Consider the following 19,821-nt stretch of genomic DNA (forward strand, 5'->3'; position numbering starts at 1 on the left):
CTCAGTAGCCCAGCTTTTTCAGAAAGCTGCGGCGGTAAAAGGGCTGGATGCCATATTCCTTGATCAGCTGGTAATGCAGCGCCGTGGGGTACCCCTTGTGCTTGGCCAGCTGGTACTGGGGGTATTGGGCGTCCAGTTCACACATGTACCGGTCCCGGCTGACCTTGGCCAGAACCGAGGCCGCCGCGATGGATGCGCTGGTGGCGTCCCCCTTGACCACCGCCCGGGAAGGCATGGCCAGGCCAGGCGGGCAGCGGTTGCCGTCGATGAGCACCAAGGCGGGCTTTGTTTCCAGAGCGTTCACCGCCCGGGCCATACCGGCCATGGTCGCCCAGAGAATGTTCTTTTCGTCAATCTCCTGGGGAGAGACAAACTCCACATGCCAGGCAAGTGCCCGCTGGATGATTTGCTCATACAGCTCTTCCCGGCGCTTTTCGCTGAGCTTTTTGGAGTCGGTGACCCCGGGGATGGGGTCTTCCGGGTTCAGGATGACCGCCGCGCAGCAGACCGGCCCGCACAGGGGGCCGCGGCCCGCCTCGTCCACGCCGCACAGCACACCGCAGTCGGTGCGCAGCGCTTCGTCATACTCATACAGCGGGGTGGAATCAATCGTCTTGCGGGGCATCGTCATCCTCCCAGTCAATCTCCTGTTGCCGCTGGGGCGGGCGCTCCAGCGAGATGCGCCCCCACTTGCTGGCGCGGAACTCTCCCACCAGCATGCGGGCAGCGCGCTCGGCATCCACCTCGCCGCCGGAGATCAGCATGCCGCGCTTGGCACCGATGGCCTGCAAAAGGTCATACGGCGGCAGCTCCAGGGCGCTTTCGTCCAGCTTATAGCGTTCCAGCAGGCGCTGGGGGTAAATCTGGCGCACGCTTTCCAACAGGCCGCAGGCCAGTTCCTCAATGTCCAGAATATCGTCCCGGATGGAGCCGATGAAGGCCAGGTTGGCAGCGGTCTGCAAAGAATCGAACTTCTTCCACAACACGCCAGGCATGTCCATCAGGTCATAGTTGCCCACGGTGATCCACTGCTTGCCCCGGGTGACGCCGGGTTTGTTGGCAGCCTTGGCCCGGGTGGTGCCGGCAAAAGAGTTGATGAAGGTGGATTTGCCCACGTTGGGGATGCCCACGATCATGACCCGGATGCGGGCGCCCACCATGCCCCGGGCCTTGCGCCGCTCCATCAGAGCGGCCAACTCCTTCTCAATCAGGTCCTTGGCGGCGCCGGCCTTGCCCTTCTGTTTGGAATCCATAGGCAGACAGCCTGCCCCCGCTTCCCGGAAATAGGCCAGCCACTGCTTGGTGATCTCCGGGTCGGCCAGATCCGCCTTGTTCAGCACATACAGATGGGGCTTGTCCCGGGTGATGCGCTCGATCTCCGGGTTCAGGCTGGAAAGCGGAATGCGGGCGTCCAGCACCTGCAGAACGCAGTCCACGTTGCGGATTTCGGTTTCCATCATCCGCAGGGTCTTGGCCATATGACCGGGGAACCAGTGGATCTGACGGCGGTTGATGATATCTTCACTCATAGCGGCACCTGCATAATGACGCGGCCCAGCACATCGCGGGTGTCGATGAAGCCCACGCTGGCGGAGCGGCTGTCGGTGGAATTGTTGCGGTTATCCCCCATCACAAAAATGCAGCCTTCCGGTACCGTCACCGGGAAGGTCACGGTCTCCTGCAGATAGGTGGGTTCGGCGGTGTACGGCTCATACAAAGCGCTTCCGTTGCGGTATACGATGCCGTTTTCAAAATCGATGTCGATGGTATCCCCGGCCATGCCGATAACCCGTTTGACCAGCGGCTTGCCGTAGGATGTATACTCGTCAATGATGACGATGTCCCCGTATTGCGGCGTGTAGGGCAGGCTGGAAATCAGCAGACGTTCCCCGTCCTGCAGGGTGGGCACCATGGAATGCCCGTCCACCCGGATCATGCGCACGCCAAAGGTAAACACCAGCGCCACCGCCACAATGGCCAGCACAATGGCTTCAAACCATTCCAGCAGGTCCCGGTTGCGCTTGAACTGACGATTGAACCTGTCACGCATGGATTCTTCCTGCGGCACATGATCACCCCGACTTTCCCAAAATACAGATGTATAAGAAACGCAAAAAGGGAGAACGCCAACCGTCCTCCCCCTTCGCGGCTGCCCCAGGGCAGCCGGATTTTGCGAATTTCTCAGATACGCGCCTTGACCTTGGCGGCCTTGCCGGTGCGGCTGCGCAGATAGAACAGCTTGGCACGACGGACCTTGCCGCGGCGGACAACTTCCACCTTTTCAACAAAGGGGCTGTTCACAGGGAACACACGCTCAACGCCGACGCCGTAGGAAGTGCGGCGGACGGTGAAGGTCTCGGCGATGCCGCCGTGCTTCTTGGCGATGACAGTGCCTTCAAAGGCCTGGATACGCTCCTTGTCGCCTTCCTTGATACGGACAGACACGCGGACGGTGTCGCCGACTTCGAACTGCGGGCGGTTCTCTTTGATCATGCCCTCGGTCAATTTCTTCATTGCGTCCATTGATCAATTCCTCCATGTTTTCCGACGTTCATGCCTCAAAAAAAGCGGGCAGAGGACCGCCTGTATAATGATTTGTCATTACCTCGCCGGTGGCCCGGCGTACTAACGCTCGAATATCATACCATACCAACGCGTTTTTTGCAAGCCTTATTTTGGCAAATCAACAAAAAACATAGCCATTTTTTGTATAAAGCTGCGTGCGGAGTACCTCGCACTGCCAAGGCGGGATGGCGTGGGTCTGCTGCAGGTGGGCAAGCAACAGGGACGGGTTCAGGTTGACCCCTTCGCCGGAGGCGCAGGGCATGCGCACCGAGAAGGACAGGCTGTCCCCTTCCTTTTGGTAATCGAGCTGCGGGATATAGGTTTTCAGATCCACCTCATGGCTGCCCCGCTTGGTCTTTTTGCTCACCATGGCGGTTTCACTCTCATTGTAGGCAATGAGGGCGTCCTCCGCCGAAAGAGGCAGGGTGATGGTGTAATCGGCAAAACCGATCTCGCTGCTCTTTTCCCTGGCGGGCGCCACCGAACGGATGACGATGCCCCGGGGCATGAAGGGCTGGAGGGTTTCTTTCCAGGCACTCAGGTCGGATTTTTCCTCGGCGGTCTTGACCTCGCAGCTTTCACACAGACTTTCCTGCCCCAGCGAAAGCGGGCTGGCAAAGGAAAGATAGATATGAGGGTTGAACCCTTGCGTGTAATACACCGGCAAACCGCTGCGCTTGAGGATGCGCTGGAATACCCGCTGCAGATCCAGCAGCGAGATGTAGGCGGCCTCGGCCCGTTTTTCAAAGCTGATCCTGATTGTAAGCAAAGCACGGCCCTCCCAGCAGTTTATTGGCCCCGCAGCCGCTGCACTGGCGGTTGCAGGGTTGAGTGGTTTCGGCGCGCAGCGCCTTCTGGTACTCCCGGGCCAGGAACGCCTGGCTGACCCCTACATCCAGATGGGACCAGGGAGTCACCTCATCCAGGGCCAGGGTGCGGTAGTTGTAGAAATCCGGGTCGATCCCGCATTCGGCAAAGGCCTGCAGCCAGCGGTCGTAGTCAAAGTATTCTTCCCAGGTGTCAAAGAAGGCACCGTGGTTGAAGGCGGTCTCGATGACCCTGCCCAGGCGGCGGTCCCCCTTGGCAAAGATGCCTTCCAGTACGCTGGTGGCGCTGTCGTGGTAGTTGACCTTGATCTTGCGGGAGTGCACACAGCTGAGCAGGTACTTCTGCTTTTCCCGAAGCTGTTCCCGGGTATCCTGGGCGCAGAACTGGAAGGGAGTGTCCGGCTTGGGCACAAAGCAGGCCACGCTGATGGTCACCTGCACTCCCTTGCCCTTCGGCCGGTCGGGAATCTTGTAGAACAGGTCCACCACCTGCTGGGCGGTGTCCGCAATGCCCTTGATGTCCTCCATGGTTTCGGTGGGCAGGCCCATCATGAAGTACAGCTTGACCGAGGTGTAGCCTTCGCTGAAAGCGATGCGGCAGCCCCGCTCAATCTGGTCCCAGGTCACGTTCTTGTTGATGACATCCCGCAGACGCTGGGTGCCCGCTTCCGCCGCAAAGGTCAGACCACTCTTGCGCACCCGGGTGGTCTTTTCCACCAGGGATTCGGAGAAGTTGTCCACCCGCAGGGACGGCAGGGACAGACTGACGTGGTCGGCCTCGGCCCAGGAATTCAGGTTGTCCAGAATTTCCTCCAGCCGGGAATGGTCGGAGGTGGAAAGGCTGGTCAGACTCAGCTCATCGTAGCCGGTGTTGCGGCAGAGAATCCGGGCGCAGTCGCTGATGAGCTTGGGGGAACGCTCCCGGAAAGGCCGGTAGATCTGCCCGGCCTGGCAGAACCGGCAGCCGCGCACACAGCCGCGCAGCACTTCCACGCTGGCCCGGTCCTGGATGGCGCCCACGATGGGCACCACGAAGTTTTCCGGCGGCGGGAAGGAGTCCATGTCCTTGACAATGGCCTTGGTCACCTTTTCCGGCACACCCGGACGGTTGGGTTTGATGGAGCGGATGCGGCCGTCCTCCTCATAGGTCACGTCGTAGAAGGAGGGCACATACACGCCGGGAATCTTGGCCAGGTTCAACAGCAGCTGTTCCTTGTTCAGGCCGTTTTTCTTGGCGTACTCCACGGCGGCGCACACGTCCTGCAGCATCTGTTCCCCTTCGCCCAGCTGCATGATATCAAAGAAATCCGCCATGGGCTCGGCGTTGCACACGCAGGGGCCGCCCGCAATCACCAGCGGCCAGCTTTCGTCCCGGTCGGCGGCGCGCAGGGGGATGCCGGACATGCGCAGCATGGCCAGGATGTTGGTGTAGCAAAGCTCGTATTCCAGGGTGAAGCCGACGATGTCAAAGTCGGAAAGGGGATCCTTGCTTTCCAGGCAGTAGAGAGGGATGTTCAGCCGCTCCATCTGCTCCTTCATATCCACCCAGGGCATGAAGGCACGCTCGCACCACCAGTTTTCGTGGCGGTTGAGCAGCTCATACAAGATCTTTTCGCCCAGAAAAGACATGCCCACTTCATAGGTGTCCGGGAAGCAGAAGGCCATGCGAACATCGACCTTGCTTTTATCCTTATAGGTGCAGCCCGGTTCGCCGCCGGTATACCGGCCCGGCTTCTGGACCAGGCTGAGCGCTTCTTTCAGCTGGTGGGAGAACTCTGTCATAGTGTCCCATCCTTCCATGATTTTTTACATCTGCTATTGTACCCGATTGTCCCGTCAAATGCAAATGGATTCACACAAAGGAAAAGATCCGGGCTCCGTCCAGCCCGGGCAGCGGCAGCAGGTTGAAGGTTCCCAGCAGAAGATTGGCCGATACAAACCAGTATCCGCTGTAACTGTAGCCCTGCCACTCCATGAAGGCCACCCCGGCGGCGCACAGCAAAAAGTTGGTCAGCGGCCCCGCCGCTGCCAGCAACCGTTCCCGGGCAGGCGGCAGTGCCACCCCCCGCATGCACAGGCAGATGCCGGTGGGCGAGATTTCCAGTCGTGGGCATTGCCGTACCAGAATCGCCCAGGCAATCAGGTGGCCGGCCTCGTGCAAAGCAGCGCACAGAAGTCCCCAGCGCAGCACCCCCATATGATCATACAAAAGAGACAACGCCAGCAGAAACAAGGTCACCAGCGGAGCGCGCAGGCGCACCGGCGCATCATGCGGCGTTTTCCAGGGCCTGGGTGGGGTCATAGCGGATTCCCTCATGCAACAGTTCAAAATGCAGATGCGGGCCGGTGACATTGCCCGTCTGCCCGGACGCTCCGATCACCTGTCCTGCCTTTACGCTCTGCCCCGGGCGCACATACAGATACTGCATATGGGCGTACAGGGTTTCGTCCCCGTTTTCATGTAAAAGGCGGATGTAGTTGCCGTAGCTGGCGTGGGCCCCCGCCACCCGCACGACACCGTCTGCCGCCGCCAGCACCGGCGTGCCTTCGGCAGCGGCAAGATCGTTGCCTGTGTGGAACTCCTCCCCTTCCCCGGTGACGGGGTTGATCCGCCAGCCGTAGCCGGATGTTTCGGTACTGCCAGTACCCGGCAGCGGAAAGATCAGCGAGAAGGGCGGCTGATAGGCTTCGTTGCTGCTGCCGTAGGGAGCAGCCTTATTGGCCGCATGGACAGGGCGGGCGGTCTCGGCCGTGGATGGAGCAGCGTTTTTCAGCTCCGCCATCACCTCCTGTGCCGACTGCCACAGGTCCCGGCAGGCCTGTTGGGTGAACTTGAGAAATCCCCGGTCCTCGGCAAACACCGCCGGGCCGGGCATCTGCATGGCGGCGGCGTAGTCGGTGCGGAACTGCCGGTACAGGGGCCACCCCATGAACCTGGCCGTATAAACCAGGCCGCCGATGACCAGGCACAGCAAAACCTGTACCAGCAAAACAAAGTCTCCCTGTTCCCTCTTTTTGGCTTGCGCCGGTTTCGGTGTTTCCGGCGTCGGTTTCGGGGTTGCATCTTCCCACATGGTCCCACCTCCCGCGATCCGGCTGCCCCACGGCAGCCCATACCCAAAAGGTATGCACAAAGGTGGGCCGATATACAAAAAAGCCCGGCACACAACCGCGCTGACCGCGGGATGCCGGGCTGATTTCTACAGGATGTTTTTCAGTCTCCCAGAGCCTGGTGCAGCATGTCCAGACGTTCTTCCAGACCCTTGCGGGGCTTGGCGAACAAGCCCATGCCTTCCACTTCCATGGTGCACTCCAGGCTGGTGGCGTCGCCGCCGCCCAACAGAATGGCGGTGAAGGAACCGTGGATCCGACCACGGGTGAAGGTGCAGCGCAGGCGGCGGGGCTTTTCCGACTCCAGAATCTGGATTTCGGTCACGCTGCCGTCCTTGTTCTTTTCCTTCATGTGCGCGCCGTCGGGGTCAATTTCCGCCTCATTCAGATCGGTACGCCAGTGGTTCAGATTGGGATTGGTGAGATACAGCCACACCTTGGCGGGCGGGCAGTTGTAGCTGGCGGTAACAACGCAGGTTTTCATGTTGAGTTTCTCCCCTTTATTTTTCCTGATACCAATCAGTTTTGCTTATTTTTTGCCCAGTCCGCGCAGACTTTCGAACAGGCCGCGGAAGCGGGCACTGTCCCGCCGGACCTGCGGATGGGGACGAGGCGCCGTAACCGCCGAAACCGGTTTGCGCACCGGCGTCTGTTCCGGGGGATCCAGGCGTTCAAAGGCGTGCTGGAAATACCCATACATAGCCATCTGGCTGTCCACCGGCGGTTCACCCTCGGCGGGCTTGACCTTGGTATAGCTGCCGTCCGGCTGCATGACCCGGGCGTTGACGGTATCCCGCAGCTGCAGGTCCAGAATGCCCCGCAGCTGGCGGGCAATGCGCCGGTCGTCCACGCGGACGCCCACTTCCACCCGGCGTTCGGTGTTGCGGGTGAGGAAGTCACCGGAGGCGATATAGATATGCATATCCTCCCCGTCGCCGAAGCAATAAATGCGGGAATGCTCCAGATACCGGCCGACGATGCTGCGGATGTGCACGTTCTCGGTCTTGCCAGGCACACCGGCCCGCACGCAGCAGATACCGCGGACGATCATGTCCACCCGCACCCCCGCACAGCTGGCTTCGCTGATCTTTTCGATGATCTGCGGGTCGTTGATGGAGTTGTTCTTCAGAATCATGGAGGCACGCTCGCCCCGGTGGGCACGGGCAATCTGCTTATCCATCTCGGCCAGCAGAACGCTCTTGAACCGCAGCGGCGCTACCAGCATGGTGTCGGCCTCGCTGGTCAGGCGCTGCAGGGCCATGTTGTTGAACACGGCGCTGGCTTCCTCGCCGATTTCCTGGCGGGAGGTGATGAAGGACAGGTCGGTATACTGCTCGCTGGTCTTTTCGTTGTAGTTGCCGGTGCCGATCTGGGTCAGGTAATGGTATTTGCCGTCCACCTTGCTGGTGATCAGGGTCAGCTTGGAATGGACCTTGTAATCGTCGAACCCGTAGAAGACGGTGCAGCCGGCTTCCTCAAGCTGCTTGGACCAGTCGATGTTGTTCTGCTCATCAAAGCGGGCACGCAGTTCCACCATGGCCACCACTTCCTTGCCGTTTTCAGCGGCGGCAATCAGGGCCTGCACAATCTGGGAATCGCTGGCCATGCGGTACAGGGTCATCTTGATGGAGACCACATTGGGGTCCGCGCCGGCCTTGAGCAGCATGCGGATGAAGGGGCGGATGCTCTGGTAAGGATACGCAATGAGCACATCGTGCTCGTGGGCCTCTTTATACAGGTCATACCCGGCGGGGGCCTGGATGGGGCGGGCCGGCGGATAGAACAGCGGGGCGTTGCCGTCGGCGGAGAGCCGGCCGGCCAGCCGGAACAGGCAGCCGGAGTCCAGGGGCGAAGTCTGCACATAGCAGCGGTCCGCCGGGACCACCAGCTTATCCCGCAGGAACTTGACGATGTCCTGAGGGCCTTCCGGCCAGAACTGCAGGCGGACGGCGGCCAGCTTGCGGCGCTTTTTCAGCAGTTCGCTCATCACGTCGCGGAAGTCGATGTCATGGTCCATCATGCCTTCGTCCACCGTGATATCAGCGTTGCGGGTCACCCGGAAAAGGCAGGATTTCTGCACCGCATTTTTGCGGAAGATGGCGGAGGCATAATGGGCAATCAGCTCTTCCACAAAGGCAAAGTAGGTGGTATTTCCGTCCTTGAGATACAGAACCCGTTCAAACTGGTTGCTGATGGGGATGATGCCGTAGTGCACACCGTCCGCTTTGGTGTACAGCTGCACGATGAAGTAGATTTCCTTGTTGCGCAGGAAGGGGAACGGATGCCGCTGGTCCACGATCTGCGGGCTGAGGATGGGGAAGATTTCCCGCTGGAAATAAGACTTCCAGAAATGTTCCTGCTGTTTGTCCAGCTTGTTGAAGTCCAGCTTTTTGTAGCCGTTGTCCGCCAGGGCGCTGACCAGATGCTGCCAGTACTTGTCGCACTTGGCCTGCAATTCAGCCACTCGGGGGGTGATGGCGGCAATCTGCTCTGACGCCGTCATGTGGGTGACAATATCCAGCTTGTTGTTCTTGAGCAGCGTCTGGTCATACAGGGAACCCACACGCACCATAAAGAACTCATCCATGTTGCTGCCGAAAATGGCCGCAAACTTGATGCGTTCCCCCAGGGGTACGCTCTTTTCCTTGGCCAGAGCCAGCACGCGGCTGTCGAAATCCAACCAGCTCAGCTCACGATTGATAAAGATGCTTTCGGTCGTATCCAAAACAACGCCCTCCTTCTCAAAATTCGGGGTCCAGAGTCATATATTCCGCCCAGCTGTCCACCATCTGCTGTGAGATGCCCGGCACCCGGGTCAGCTCCTGCAGGGAAAGAAACGGGCCGTTCTCCTCACGGTATGCCACAATCGCTTCCGCCTTTTTCTGCCCTACTCCGGGCAGTTCCAGCAGAGTTTGCACATCCGCCGTGTTAGGGTTGATCAGCGGCCGGGATGCCGAAGCCGTCTGCGGAACCGCCGCACCGTATCCGGGCTGCCAGACCGGCGCAATCAGAAAACAGGCGCCCCACACAATGACCAGCATTCCCGCAAGCGTGATACCGGCCAGCAGTGCGGCATCCCGCCGTGTTGCTTGCCGCATTTCCGACACCGACCTTTCGGCGGCAGACTGCCACTATGTTGTCATTATAGCATGCTTTGTGTGCATTTTCATCCCGAAACAAAAGATTTTTCGGGGATTTTACAAAGACCTTTTCGTTTTTCCTTCTTTGCTTTTTCGCCCCGGTGCGATATAATAGGATTCACCTTTTACCAATGTGAGGAGGAACTGTTCTTGAAGCGACGCACCATCAGTTTCCAATACAACGCCCCGGTGACCCTATCCCTCTTCTTTCTTTCCCTGCTGGCTTTGATTCTGGGCCGCGTCACCGACGGGTGGACCACCTCCCACCTGTTCAGCGTATACCGTTCTTCCGTCACCGATCCCCTTTTCTATGTGCGGCTGTTCTGCCATGTGCTTGGCCATGCCAACTGGTCCCACTTTATCAACAACATGTTGCTGCTGTTGGTGGTGGGGCCGCCCCTGGAAGAAAAGTACGGCAGCCGCACCCTTTTGCTGGGGGTCGCCTTCACGGCCTTGGTATCCGGCATTCTGCAATGCGTGCTTTTCCCCGGTTCGGCTCTTCTGGGGGCGTCCGGTGTGGTGTTCATGCTGATCATGCTTTCCAGCCTGGCGGGCACCCGCGGCGGCGCCATTCCCCTGACCTTGCTGCTGGTAGCCGGGTTGTACCTGGGTCAGCAGATATACGACATCCTGTTTGTGCAGGACAACGTTGCCAACTTTATGCATATTGTGGGCGGTGTATGCGGAACCATCTTCGGGTTCAGCGTGCGCCGACGGTGATCAACCCAAAACGGGGCGGCACACGGAATTCCGTGTGCCGCCCCATTTTTTTGTCTGGGAAAGGTTTTCCGGATTTATACAAGGTCCCGGCACCATGCAAGAATATCCTGCCAGTAGTCGGCACGGTCCACCTCGTTCAGCACTTCGTGCCGGGCTTTAGGGTACAGCACCAGTTTCTGGTTTTCGTGGCCGGCGTCACGGTACATCCGGGCCACCTTGCGCACACCGGCGCCGAACGCCCCCACCGGGTCCTGCGCCCCGGCAACAAACAGAATCGGCAGGTCCCGGGGTGTCTTTGCGATCTCCGCCGGGTTCTGGATGGTTTTCAGTAGTCTGGTAATGGTGTAATACCCGCTGACCGTGAAGGGGAAGGTACAGCGCGGCTCCCCGTAATACCGCCGCACGATCTCCTCGTCGCAGGTCAGCCAGCTGTTTTCGGGATGGGAGCCGTCCATATCAAATTTGTGGAAGGAACCGGAGAAAAAGAGTGCCGCGGCTACCGCACTGTGGTATTTCCATCCGTGCAGCGCCGCCAATACCCGGCAGACCGCCAGGAAAATATCGGCCAGAGGCTTTTGCTTGTAGGCCGTTCCGGACACAACAGCCCCCGCCAGACCTTCGCCGTGCAGCATCAGATACCGGCGCAGGATAAAGGAGCCCATGCTGTGCCCCAGCATAAAATACGGCAGGCCGGGGTACTCCTTTTGCACCATGGTGCGCAGGCAGTGCAGGTCCTCCACCAGAATTTCGGAGCCATCGCCTTCGGTGAAATAGCCCCAATCCTGCCGGGACAGAACCGAGGCGCCGTGGCCCAGGTGGTCGTTGCCCACCACCACAAAGCCCTGGCCGGTCATAAAAGCGGCAAAGGCGTCATACCGGTCGATGAACTCCACCATACCGTGGGAAATCTGCAGCACCGCCAAAGGAGTTCCCGTTTCCGGGGCCCAGCACAGGGCGTGGACGGTGGTCTTTCCGTCGTGGGAAAGATAGGTCTTTTCGGTTTTGATCGCCATGGTTGTCTCCCCCGTTCTGCGTTTGTTTTGTGTGTCTATTGTATAGCATACCCCGCCGGACACGGCGCGTCAACCGCCGGATTGCTCCCCTGCGGCGGGCAAGCAAAACGGCAGGCCGTACCACCCCGATTGAGGCGTACTGCCTGCCGTTGTATCTGCCGTTACAGGAACATCTGCGAAATTGCCACAAGAAGGATCACACCGGCAAACGCCGCCATAATCACCCAGGAAAGGGGGTTACCCAGATTAAACGCCCAGTTGATGCCGTAGCAGCGTTTGCGCACAAAGATGTTGGCATCCTCCTTGTTGCAGTAAAACCAGCTGTTGTGCTCCTTGCGCCAGTCTTCCACTTCCTGACGGGTCCATTTTCGTTTGGCCACAGGGCATCCCTCCTCAGAAACGGGCAGCCTCTTCCTTTTGAGAAAAGCATACCACATCGCTTGAAGAACGGCAACCGTGGGAGGATTATTCCACCCGCAGCAGGTCCTGTCCGGCCTTGACGGAGCCTTCGGCCAGAGGCTTGACGGCGTTGTAATCGTCGGTGTTGCAGACGATCATGGGCGTGGTGCACAGGTAACCTTCCGCCTTGATGGCGTCCATATCAAAGCTGATGAGCAGGTCGCCCTTCTTGACCTTCTGGTCCACCTTGACGTGGGGGGTGAAATACTTACCGCCCAGTTTGACGGTATCGATGCCGATGTGCAGCAGCAGTTCGGCGCCGGTTTCGGTCACCAGACCGATGGCATGGTGGGTGTCGAAGAGGTTATCCACGGTAGCATCCGCCGGGGCATACAGCTTGCCCTCGGAAGGCTCCACAGCCACGCCCTGGCCCAAGGCGCAGGAAGCAAAGGCTTCATCCTTCACTTCCTCCATGGGAATGACTTCACCGCTCATGTGCGCGCCCAGGGTCTCAGCCTTGACGGCGGCGGGAGCGGGAGCGGCGGGAGCAGGCTGCGGCGCCTGGGGAGCTTCCACGGTCATGGGCTGGTCGGCTTCGGGGCTTTCCATATACTCTACCAGGTTGGACTTGATCACAGAGACCTGCGGTCCATAGATGACCTGGATACCGTTGCCCTTGTGCACCACACCGGAAGCACCGCTCTGACGCAGCAGCGCATCCTGTACCTTACCGGCATCCACCACAGTCACGCGAAGACGGGTAGCACAGCAGTCCACGTCGGAAACGTTGGCCTTGCCGCCCAGACCGTTGAGGATCAGGGCCGAGACGGTATCGCCGCCCTTGCGGGGGGCACCGTCGGGGCCGACACCGGTCTTTTCCTTGAAGTCGGTGCGGGTGTACAGCTTGGGTTCTTCGTTGTCGTCTTCACGGCCGGGGGTCTTCAGGTTCATCTTGCGGATCATGAAGCTGAAGGTGAAATAATACAGGACAAAGTAGAACACACCCACAATGGGTATCCAGATCCAGTGGGTCTTGTCGTTGCCCTGCATGATGCCGAACAGAGTCAGGTCAATGAGACCGCCGGAGAAGGTCATGCCGACGCCCACGTTCAGGATGTGCATGAGCATATAGGACAGGCCGGCATAGACGCAGTGCACCGCATACATGGCGGGTGCCACAAACAGGAAGGTGAATTCCAGGGGTTCGGTGATACCGGTGAGCATGGAGGTCAGGGCTGCGGAGAGAAGCAGACCGGAAACCACCTTGCGCTTGGCAGGGCGGGCGGTGCGGTACATGGCCAAGGCAGCACCGGGCAGGCCGAAGATCATCAGCGGGAATTTGCCGGCCATAAAGCGGGTGGCTTCCACCGAGAATTCGGTGGTGGACTTGGAGGCCAGTTCCGCAAAGAAGATATTCTGGGCGCCCTGCACGGTCACACCGTCGATGACGGCCGTGCCGCCCACAGCGGTCTGCCAGAAGGGAATATAGAACACATGGTGCAGGCCGAAGGGAATCAGGACACGTTCAATCAGGCCGTAGATCCAGGTGCCCACATAGCCGGAGCTGATAACCAGGTTGCCCAGCAAAGAGATGCCGTGCTGTACCACCGGCCAGGCATAGAACATGACAATGCCCACAATCAGATAAACAGCCGTACAGACGATGGGCACAAAGCGGGTACCGCCGAAGAAGGACAGCACCTGGGGCAGCTGGATGCGGTAGAAGCGATTGTGCAGCGCTGCCACGCCCAGGCCGACGATAATGCCGCCGAACACGCCCATCTGCAGGGTGGTGATACCCAGTACGGATGCCGTGGAGTTGGCCTCCATGGCTTCCACACCGCCGTTGGCGTTGATCATGGCGCTGATGGCGGTGTTCATGACCAGGTAGGCAATGGCGCCGGACAGGGCGGCCACTTCCTTTTCCTTCTTGGCCATACCAATGGCCACGCCCATGGCAAACAGCAGGGCCAGGTTGTTGAACACCGCACTGCCGCACTGGTTCATGATGTCCAGAATGGTATACACGACGGTGCCGGGGTGAATGAAGCCGGTCAGGCCATAGGCTTCCAGCATGGTTTCGTTGGTGAACGAACTGCCGATGCCCAGCAGAAGGCCGGCTACCGGCAGCAGGGCAATGGGCAGCATAAACGAGCGGCCGATGCGCTGCAGAACACCGAAAATTTTGTCTTTCATCAGGTTTCCTCCTTACATCAGACAATGGGTGATTACGGACAATGTATAAAAAAGACCTATACAAACCGCGCAGCTCTCCCCCACTCGGTTCATACAGGTCTAGCCCGCCTAAACCAAGAAGCGGTAACTACCCCGCGTCGCCCGGAATGGACGACCCGTTATTCGATTGTTTCAGCGCACCGGTTCGCGGGTATCCCCCGCAATGCGCTTGAGATGGATGGTCAGATAAATCAGTTCTTCTTCCGAAAGCTTTTTGTGCCAGGTCTTCTCCACATATTCTCCCACACAACAGGCACATTTATAATGCTGCTTGCAATTGCGGGCGATGAGAGCACGAAACATGCGGTCACTCTCGTCGTTGCTGTCCGGCATGAGTTTGTCCTGAAACAAGCGCTGGGCAAAATAACGCAGGTGCACCACAAAACGGCTGAATTCCAGAGATTCCCGGTCAAAGGGTTGGCGGTCGGAATAAAAATATTCCACGACCTCCACGGCGCCATCGATGAAGCGAGTGATGTCGTACATCTCGCTCATGTCGGTGTTGAGTTCGGCGTTGACGATGTGCAAAGCAATGAAGGCGGCTTCGTCCTCATTCAGTTCCACACCGCAGTGTTCCTTCACCAGGGCCAGACATCGGCGTCCCAGCTGGTGTTCGGTGGGATAATAGCACAGAATGCTGCCCGCCAGCGGATTTTTGAATTCAATGCCCTGCTGCTTGCGCTGGATGGCAAAACTGATATGGTCCGCCAGGGTGATCAACAAGGATTCATTGAGAGGCTGCGGGATGGTGGCCTTGATCTCGGCAATCATCTCTTCGGTCAGGCGCAGATGGTCCAAAGGAATCTGTTCCACCAGCTCCCGAAGGCGGCGCTGCTCCGCTTTGTCTTCCATGCGGTAGGTTTTTTCCACCTGCGCCGGATCCACAAATTGCCCGATCTTGCGCCCAAACCCGATGCCGCGCCCGGTCACGATCATCTCGGCACCCTTTTCATCGATCACGCACAGAATATTGTTGTTGATGACCTTCTTGATGCGCAACCCCGTGCCTCCTTTGCAAAAAAAATACCAGCCCCATCGCACAAAGCCCACAGCAGGGTTTTGGGACAGAGTTGGTCTAGCCCGCATGACCGGTAACAATCCAACCAAGCCGTGCCGCAAAGGCAAGGCGATCAATTTCACATTCACAAAATACCACGGGTTTGACAAAAAGTCAACAGAGCCCACCCCTGTCCCCTGCTTTTTTGGTAGCCTGCCCAAATTTATATAGAACTTTTGTGACAGATTGCGAAACCTATTCTGCAATCTGTTCCCGCAGCCCCTCCAGAGAGGGAATGACGAAATGTCGGTTGCGGAGTTCCAGCAAACCGTCCCGGCGCAATTCGGTGATGATCCGGTTGACGCTGTTGCGGGTGGAAATGCCGCAGAAACCGGCGATATCCTCGTAGGGAATGACCAGGTCGATCATAACCCCATTGGACACTGTGCGGCCGAATTTCTGGGCCAGGTTCAGCAAAAATCCGCACACAACGCCCTTTTTGCTGTTCATGGCCATCAGCTGCTGGCTGCGGATACTCTCGCTCCAGCGCTGCCGATAGTACTCCTTCACATACTGCTGTAATCCGGAATCGCCGTTGATATTCTGCCACAGCTCCACCCGTGGCACCTTATAAAAGGAAGCCCGTTCGCTTTCCACCCGGATGTTGAACGGCGCGCTGGTGAACGCCGATACCTCATCTCGCAGCAGCGAGATGATGGACGGGCCTTTCAGGTAGGCAATATTGAATTCTTTCCCGCTTTTCAGGATAATACTGGTTTTGACCACCCCGTGGGCCAGCACATAGGTAAACGGCTGGTCCAGACCGCAGTACGCCAGATAGGTGTGGCGGGGACGTTCTTCCAGGGTATAACCCCAACTTTCCAGGCGATGCAGCAGGTAGGCATTGCTGTCCATCCGACCAGGCTCCTTTCTTCCCATACTGTAACAAATGATACCATCTTTTGAGGTAGTTTGTCTACAGGGAACGTGCTAAACTTGGGAAGTTTTCCAAAACAAACCACAATTTCAGAAGGAAGTGTGCTACATGAAAGAGATCAGTCTGCCTTATGATACGGGGACGCAAACGCTCCATGTTCCCGAAGGAAACCTGGCCGGCGTGTTGGTTTCCCGCCAGGCAGCCTATCATGCCGAAAAATCCGGCGCCGAACTGGTGGAGGAGTCCCTGGATCATCCCATCGGCTCTCCCCGCCTGGAAGATATGGCTCTGGGCAAAAAGAACATCGTGATCATCAGTTCCGACCACACCCGCCCGGTGCCTTCGGCCATCATCACCCCGATTCTGCTGCGCCGCCTGCGCAGTGTGGCCCCCAATGCCCGCATCCGCATTCTGGTAGCCACCGGCTTCCATCGTGCTTCCACCCGGGAAGAGCTCATTGCCAAATACGGGCAGGAGATTGTGGATCACGAGGAAATCGTCATGCATGACGCCCGGGACGACGCGGCCATGGTGGACATCGGCGTTCTGCCCAGCGGCGGCCACTGCCTGATCAATCGTGTGGCTGCCGAAGCCGACCTGCTGCTGGCGGAAGGCTTTATCGAGGCGCACTTCTTTGCCGGTTTCTCCGGCGGGCGCAAGGCTGTTCTGCCCGGCATTGCCAGCTACAAGACCATCCAGGCCAACCATTGCGGTGAATTCATTGCCTCGCCCCAGTGCCGCACCGGCAACCTGGCCAACAACCGTATTCATGCCGACATGGTCTTTGCCGCCCGCGCCGCCAAGCTGGCCTTTATCGTGAATGTGGTCCTGAACGAAGACAAGCAGATCATCGGTTCCTTTGCCGGTGACATGGAAAAGGCTCATCTGGCCGGCTGCAACTTTGTCAAGGACCTGGCCCATGTGGACAAGATCCCCTGCGACATTGCGGTGACCACCAACGGCGGGTATCCCCTGGATCAGAATGTGTACCAGGCTGTCAAGGGCATGACCGCTGCCGAAGCCACCGTGCGGGAAGGCGGCATCATCATCATGGTGGCCGGATGCCGTGACGGCCACGGCGGCCAGGCGTTCTTCGACAACATTGCCCAGGCCGAATCTCCGGAAGCCTTTTTGCGGCAGGCGGAGCTCACGCCCCGTCTGGAAACGGTGCCCGAACAGTGGACCAGCCAGATTCTGGCCCGCATTCTGGTCAAATACCATGTAATTCTGGTATCCGATCTGCTTGACCCGAAGATCGCCGCCAAGCTGCATCTGGAACTGGCCCCCACCGCAGACGATGCCCTGGCCTGTGCCCTGCTGCGCATGGGCAGCAACGCCAAGGTAACCGTGATCCCGGACGGGCTCTCGGTCGTGGTCCAATAACTCGTTTGCAGGAGGAAAAACATGCTTCACAACATTCTGGCTGAATTTCTCGGCACCGGGCTCATGATCGTATTTGGCGTGGGCGTGCACTGTGACGAGGTTCTGAAAAACAGCAAATACCGCGGTTCCGGCCATCTGTTCGCCATCACCACCTGGGGTTTCGGCATTTCGGTGGTGCTGATGATCTTCGGCGGCGTGTGCCTGAACCCCGCCATGGCTCTGGCCCAGGCGATTCTGGGCATGATTCCCTGGAGCAGCTTTATCCCCTATGCCATTGCCGAAATGGCCGGCGCCTTTGTGGGTGCCCTGATCTGCTACGTGATGTATGCCGATCAGTTCCGCGCCAGCGCCGATGAGGTGGATCCCATTGCGGTGCGCAACATCTTTTCCACCAACCCGCCCATGCGCGATCTGCCCCGCAACTATTTTGTGGAAGCCTTTGCCACTTCGGTGTTCCTGACGGCCATCCTGTGCATTGCCAAAAACTACGAAGCCTGGCTTCCCATTGGGGTCGGCCTGCTGGTCTGGGCCGTGGGCATGGGCTTCGGCGGCACCACCGGGTTCGCCATGAACCAGGCCCGTGACCTGGGGCCGCGTCTTGCCTATCAGATTCTTCCCATCCGCAACAAAGCCGACAACGACTGGCAGTACGGTCTGCTGGTTCCCGGTACCGCTCCGTTTGTGGGCGCCGTCATCGCCGCTTTGTTCTGCAGATTCTATCTGGGCATGTAAGTAAACAGATGTCCCCAACCAAAAGCTGCTGCCGCTATGTATCCTCCTGCGGCAGCGGCTTTTGTTGTTTGCTGCTCTCGTCGCTGCGTCTCCCTTTCGGGAAAAATTGACAACTTTCCCAAGGAGGCGTACCATAACAAAAGATAGGCTTTTTCCTGATCCGGAAAAGCCGTAAAGGACGGCACAGATTCTGCCGACATCCGCCGCCCCGAAAAAATTGTGCCGGCAAAGGAAGTAAAATTTGCGAGGTACCGAAGATGAAACATGCAAGACCCATTACACCGGACATGATTGCATCCTTTAAGGCAAGCTACGACGCCGATCAATCAGCCCGTGTTCTGACGGCTGCCGCCTGCCACAATCCCCTGAGCAAGCTGGCGCTGGACCCTATGGCCGCCGCCAAGCTGGAAAACACCTTTTCCATCGAGGTGAAAACCCGCGGAATCACCATGCAGAAGAAGAGTGGTCGCTGCTGGCTGTTCGCTTCCATGAACGTAATGCGCGAAATCGTGGCCGAAAAATGCAACCTGGAAAAGTTTGAGCTGTCCGGCAACTGGCTGGGCTTCTGGGACAAGCTGGAAAAGATGAACTTCTTCCTGGAAAGCGTGCTGGACTGCGCTGATCTGCCGGTGGCCGACCGCACGCTGGATTGGGTGCTCAACGGCATCAACGACGGCGGCCAATGGGATATGATGGTGAGCATCGTGAAGAAATACGGCATTGTGCCCGCCAGCGTCATGCCGGAGACCGCCCAGTCCTGCAACACCCAGGAGCTGATGCGGCTGCTCAACACCAAGCTGCGCCGGGATGCCGTGGAGCTGCGCGCCCTGGCTGCCGCCGGAGGTGATACCGCCGCCCGTAAGGACGAGATGCTGGCAGAACTGTTCCGGGCACTGTGCATCTGCTTCGGACGTCCCGTGGACCGCTTTGACTTTTCTTATACCGACAGGGACGGCGCCTACCATGTGGACCGCAATTTGACACCGAAAGCCTTCTACGACAAGTACATCGGCCTGGCCCTGGACGAGTACGTCAGCCTGATTCACGCCCCCACCGGTGACAAACCCTATGGTCGGACCTACACCGTCAAATATCTGGGCAATGTGGTGGAAGGAACCGTCCGTCACTTCAACCTGCCCATGGCGGACATGAAGCAGGCGGTCATTGCACAGCTCAAGGCGGGAGAACCGGTCTGGTTCGGCAGCGACTGCGGCAAATTCGGCAGCCGGGAGGACGGCATCTGGGATCCCCAGTGCTTCCTGTACGGCGAGACGCTGGGCGGCCTTGACCTGAGCATGAGCAAGGCGGACCGGCTGGACTACCGTGACAGCGCCATGAACCACGCCATGGTCCTGTGCGGGGTCAATCTGGACGAAAACGGCAAGCCCGACCGCTGGAAGATCGAGAACAGCTGGGGCGATGAGGTTGGCAGAAAGGGCTACTTTGTGGCCAGCGACGCCTGGTTTGACGAGTTCGTGTACCAGGCTGTTGTGAACCGCCGCTTTTTGAGCGAAGAGCAGAAAAAAGCGCTGGACACCGATCCCATTGAACTGGCTCCCTGGGACCCCATGGGTTCTCTGGCCTGAAAGATTTTTTTGAATTAGGCACAAACAAATCCGGACCCGCTGCCCGATGGGCATTGGGTTCGGATTTGTTTGTATTGGTGAAATCAAACCCACCCGTTGAACGGGTGGTTTGAACAGGCCCTATAAGGGCCTATCTCCTGTGGTCGCTCCCTAAAGGGAGCCCCGAAAAGTCTGGC

Annotated in this window: 20 protein-coding genes; 4 read left to right on the plus strand and 16 right to left on the minus strand. The window is 58.6% G+C overall.

Translation table 11 applies throughout. From position 1 onward, the window contains the following. Position 1 precedes the first annotated feature (1 nt). From rnhB to H6B15_RS07600, 11 genes are all read right to left on the minus strand, one after another. Positions 2–625 carry a ribonuclease HII gene (gene rnhB, locus H6B15_RS07550; RefSeq protein ID WP_204647389.1) on the minus strand — a complete coding sequence of 208 codons (624 nt, stop codon included), beginning with the start codon at positions 623–625 and terminating at the stop codon, positions 2–4. Further along, a complete protein-coding gene (gene ylqF / locus H6B15_RS07555; protein ID WP_204647390.1) occupies positions 606–1,529 on the minus strand; it encodes a ribosome biogenesis GTPase YlqF in 924 nt (307 codons plus the stop codon). The genes rnhB and ylqF overlap by 20 nt, the downstream gene beginning before the upstream one ends. Continuing rightward, positions 1,526–2,050 (minus strand): signal peptidase I, encoded by a 525-nt coding sequence (gene lepB / locus H6B15_RS07560; RefSeq protein ID WP_204647391.1) that lies wholly within the window; start codon positions 2,048–2,050, stop codon positions 1,526–1,528. The genes ylqF and lepB overlap by 4 nt, the downstream gene beginning before the upstream one ends. A 131-nt stretch (positions 2,051–2,181) precedes the next feature. Continuing rightward, positions 2,182–2,523, minus strand: coding sequence for a 50S ribosomal protein L19 (rplS, locus tag H6B15_RS07565; protein ID WP_204647392.1), 342 nt, complete (start codon positions 2,521–2,523; stop codon positions 2,182–2,184). Positions 2,524–2,683: 160 nt separating this feature from the next. Continuing rightward, positions 2,684–3,334: a TIGR03936 family radical SAM-associated protein gene (locus H6B15_RS07570; protein ID WP_207751512.1), complete on the minus strand. Its 651-nt coding sequence runs from the start codon at positions 3,332–3,334 to the stop codon at positions 2,684–2,686. Continuing rightward, the gene (locus tag H6B15_RS07575) at positions 3,309–5,174 is read right to left on the minus strand and encodes a TIGR03960 family B12-binding radical SAM protein (protein WP_243424324.1); all 1,866 of its coding nucleotides are present in this window, start codon (positions 5,172–5,174) and stop codon (positions 3,309–3,311) included. The genes H6B15_RS07570 and H6B15_RS07575 overlap by 26 nt, the downstream gene beginning before the upstream one ends. A gap of 70 nt (positions 5,175–5,244) precedes the next feature. Then, a complete protein-coding gene (locus tag H6B15_RS07580) occupies positions 5,245–5,694 on the minus strand; it encodes a M50 family metallopeptidase (RefSeq protein ID WP_204647394.1) in 450 nt (149 codons plus the stop codon). Then, on the minus strand, positions 5,660–6,466 hold the full coding sequence (locus tag H6B15_RS07585) for a M23 family metallopeptidase (RefSeq protein ID WP_204647395.1): 807 nt from the start codon (positions 6,464–6,466) through the stop codon (positions 5,660–5,662). Before H6B15_RS07585 ends, H6B15_RS07580 begins: the two co-directional genes overlap by 35 nt. Positions 6,467–6,606: 140 nt before the next feature. Continuing rightward, positions 6,607–6,987 (minus strand): SRPBCC domain-containing protein, encoded by a 381-nt coding sequence (locus H6B15_RS07590; RefSeq protein WP_204647396.1) that lies wholly within the window; start codon positions 6,985–6,987, stop codon positions 6,607–6,609. 45 nt (positions 6,988–7,032) lie between these two features. Then, positions 7,033–9,228, minus strand: a complete 2,196-nt coding sequence (ppk1, locus tag H6B15_RS07595) for a polyphosphate kinase 1 (RefSeq protein ID WP_204647397.1) — start codon at positions 9,226–9,228, stop codon at positions 7,033–7,035. Between the two features lie 16 nt (positions 9,229–9,244). Next, complete coding sequence (locus H6B15_RS07600; RefSeq protein WP_204647398.1) at positions 9,245–9,601, minus strand: ComEA family DNA-binding protein; 357 nt, start codon at positions 9,599–9,601, stop codon at positions 9,245–9,247. A 186-nt stretch (positions 9,602–9,787) separates the two neighbouring features. Between H6B15_RS07600 and H6B15_RS07605 the strand changes: the two genes are divergently transcribed. Then, positions 9,788–10,363 carry a rhomboid family intramembrane serine protease gene (locus tag H6B15_RS07605; protein WP_430661835.1) on the plus strand — a complete coding sequence of 192 codons (576 nt, stop codon included), beginning with the start codon at positions 9,788–9,790 and terminating at the stop codon, positions 10,361–10,363. A 74-nt stretch (positions 10,364–10,437) separates the two neighbouring features. On the opposite strand, the gene H6B15_RS07610 is transcribed toward H6B15_RS07605, so the two are convergent. The 5 genes from H6B15_RS07610 to H6B15_RS07630 form a co-directional block, all read right to left on the minus strand. Beyond that, complete coding sequence (locus H6B15_RS07610; RefSeq protein ID WP_204647400.1) at positions 10,438–11,376, minus strand: serine aminopeptidase domain-containing protein; 939 nt, start codon at positions 11,374–11,376, stop codon at positions 10,438–10,440. Between the two features lie 161 nt (positions 11,377–11,537). Beyond that, a complete protein-coding gene (locus H6B15_RS07615; protein ID WP_204647401.1) occupies positions 11,538–11,756 on the minus strand; it encodes a DUF5808 domain-containing protein in 219 nt (72 codons plus the stop codon). A gap of 85 nt (positions 11,757–11,841) precedes the next feature. Next, the gene (locus H6B15_RS07620) at positions 11,842–13,971 is read right to left on the minus strand and encodes a PTS transporter subunit IIABC (RefSeq protein WP_204647402.1); all 2,130 of its coding nucleotides are present in this window, start codon (positions 13,969–13,971) and stop codon (positions 11,842–11,844) included. A 171-nt stretch (positions 13,972–14,142) separates the two neighbouring features. After that, a complete protein-coding gene (gene licT, locus H6B15_RS07625; protein WP_204647403.1) occupies positions 14,143–15,009 on the minus strand; it encodes a BglG family transcription antiterminator LicT in 867 nt (288 codons plus the stop codon). 253 nt (positions 15,010–15,262) lie between these two features. After that, a complete protein-coding gene (locus H6B15_RS07630; protein WP_204647404.1) occupies positions 15,263–15,922 on the minus strand; it encodes a Crp/Fnr family transcriptional regulator in 660 nt (219 codons plus the stop codon). A gap of 130 nt (positions 15,923–16,052) precedes the next feature. On the opposite strand from H6B15_RS07630, the gene larA reads away from it, so the two are divergent. The 3 genes from larA to H6B15_RS07645 all read left to right on the plus strand — a co-directional run bounded on the left by larA (position 16,053) and on the right by H6B15_RS07645 (position 19,645). Then, positions 16,053–17,327, plus strand: coding sequence for a nickel-dependent lactate racemase (gene larA, locus H6B15_RS07635; protein ID WP_204647405.1), 1,275 nt, complete (start codon positions 16,053–16,055; stop codon positions 17,325–17,327). 21 nt (positions 17,328–17,348) lie between these two features. Then, entirely contained in the window at positions 17,349–18,059 is a 711-nt protein-coding gene (gene larD, locus H6B15_RS07640) for a D/L-lactic acid transporter LarD (RefSeq protein ID WP_204647406.1), read from the plus strand. A 257-nt stretch (positions 18,060–18,316) separates the two neighbouring features. Beyond that, positions 18,317–19,645: an aminopeptidase C gene (locus tag H6B15_RS07645; RefSeq protein ID WP_204647407.1), complete on the plus strand. Its 1,329-nt coding sequence runs from the start codon at positions 18,317–18,319 to the stop codon at positions 19,643–19,645. Positions 19,646–19,821 lie beyond the last annotated feature (176 nt).

Origin of the sequence: Gemmiger formicilis (genome assembly GCF_016900095.1) — a bacterium.
Lineage (GTDB): Bacteria > Bacillota > Clostridia > Oscillospirales > Ruminococcaceae > Gemmiger > Gemmiger formicilis_A.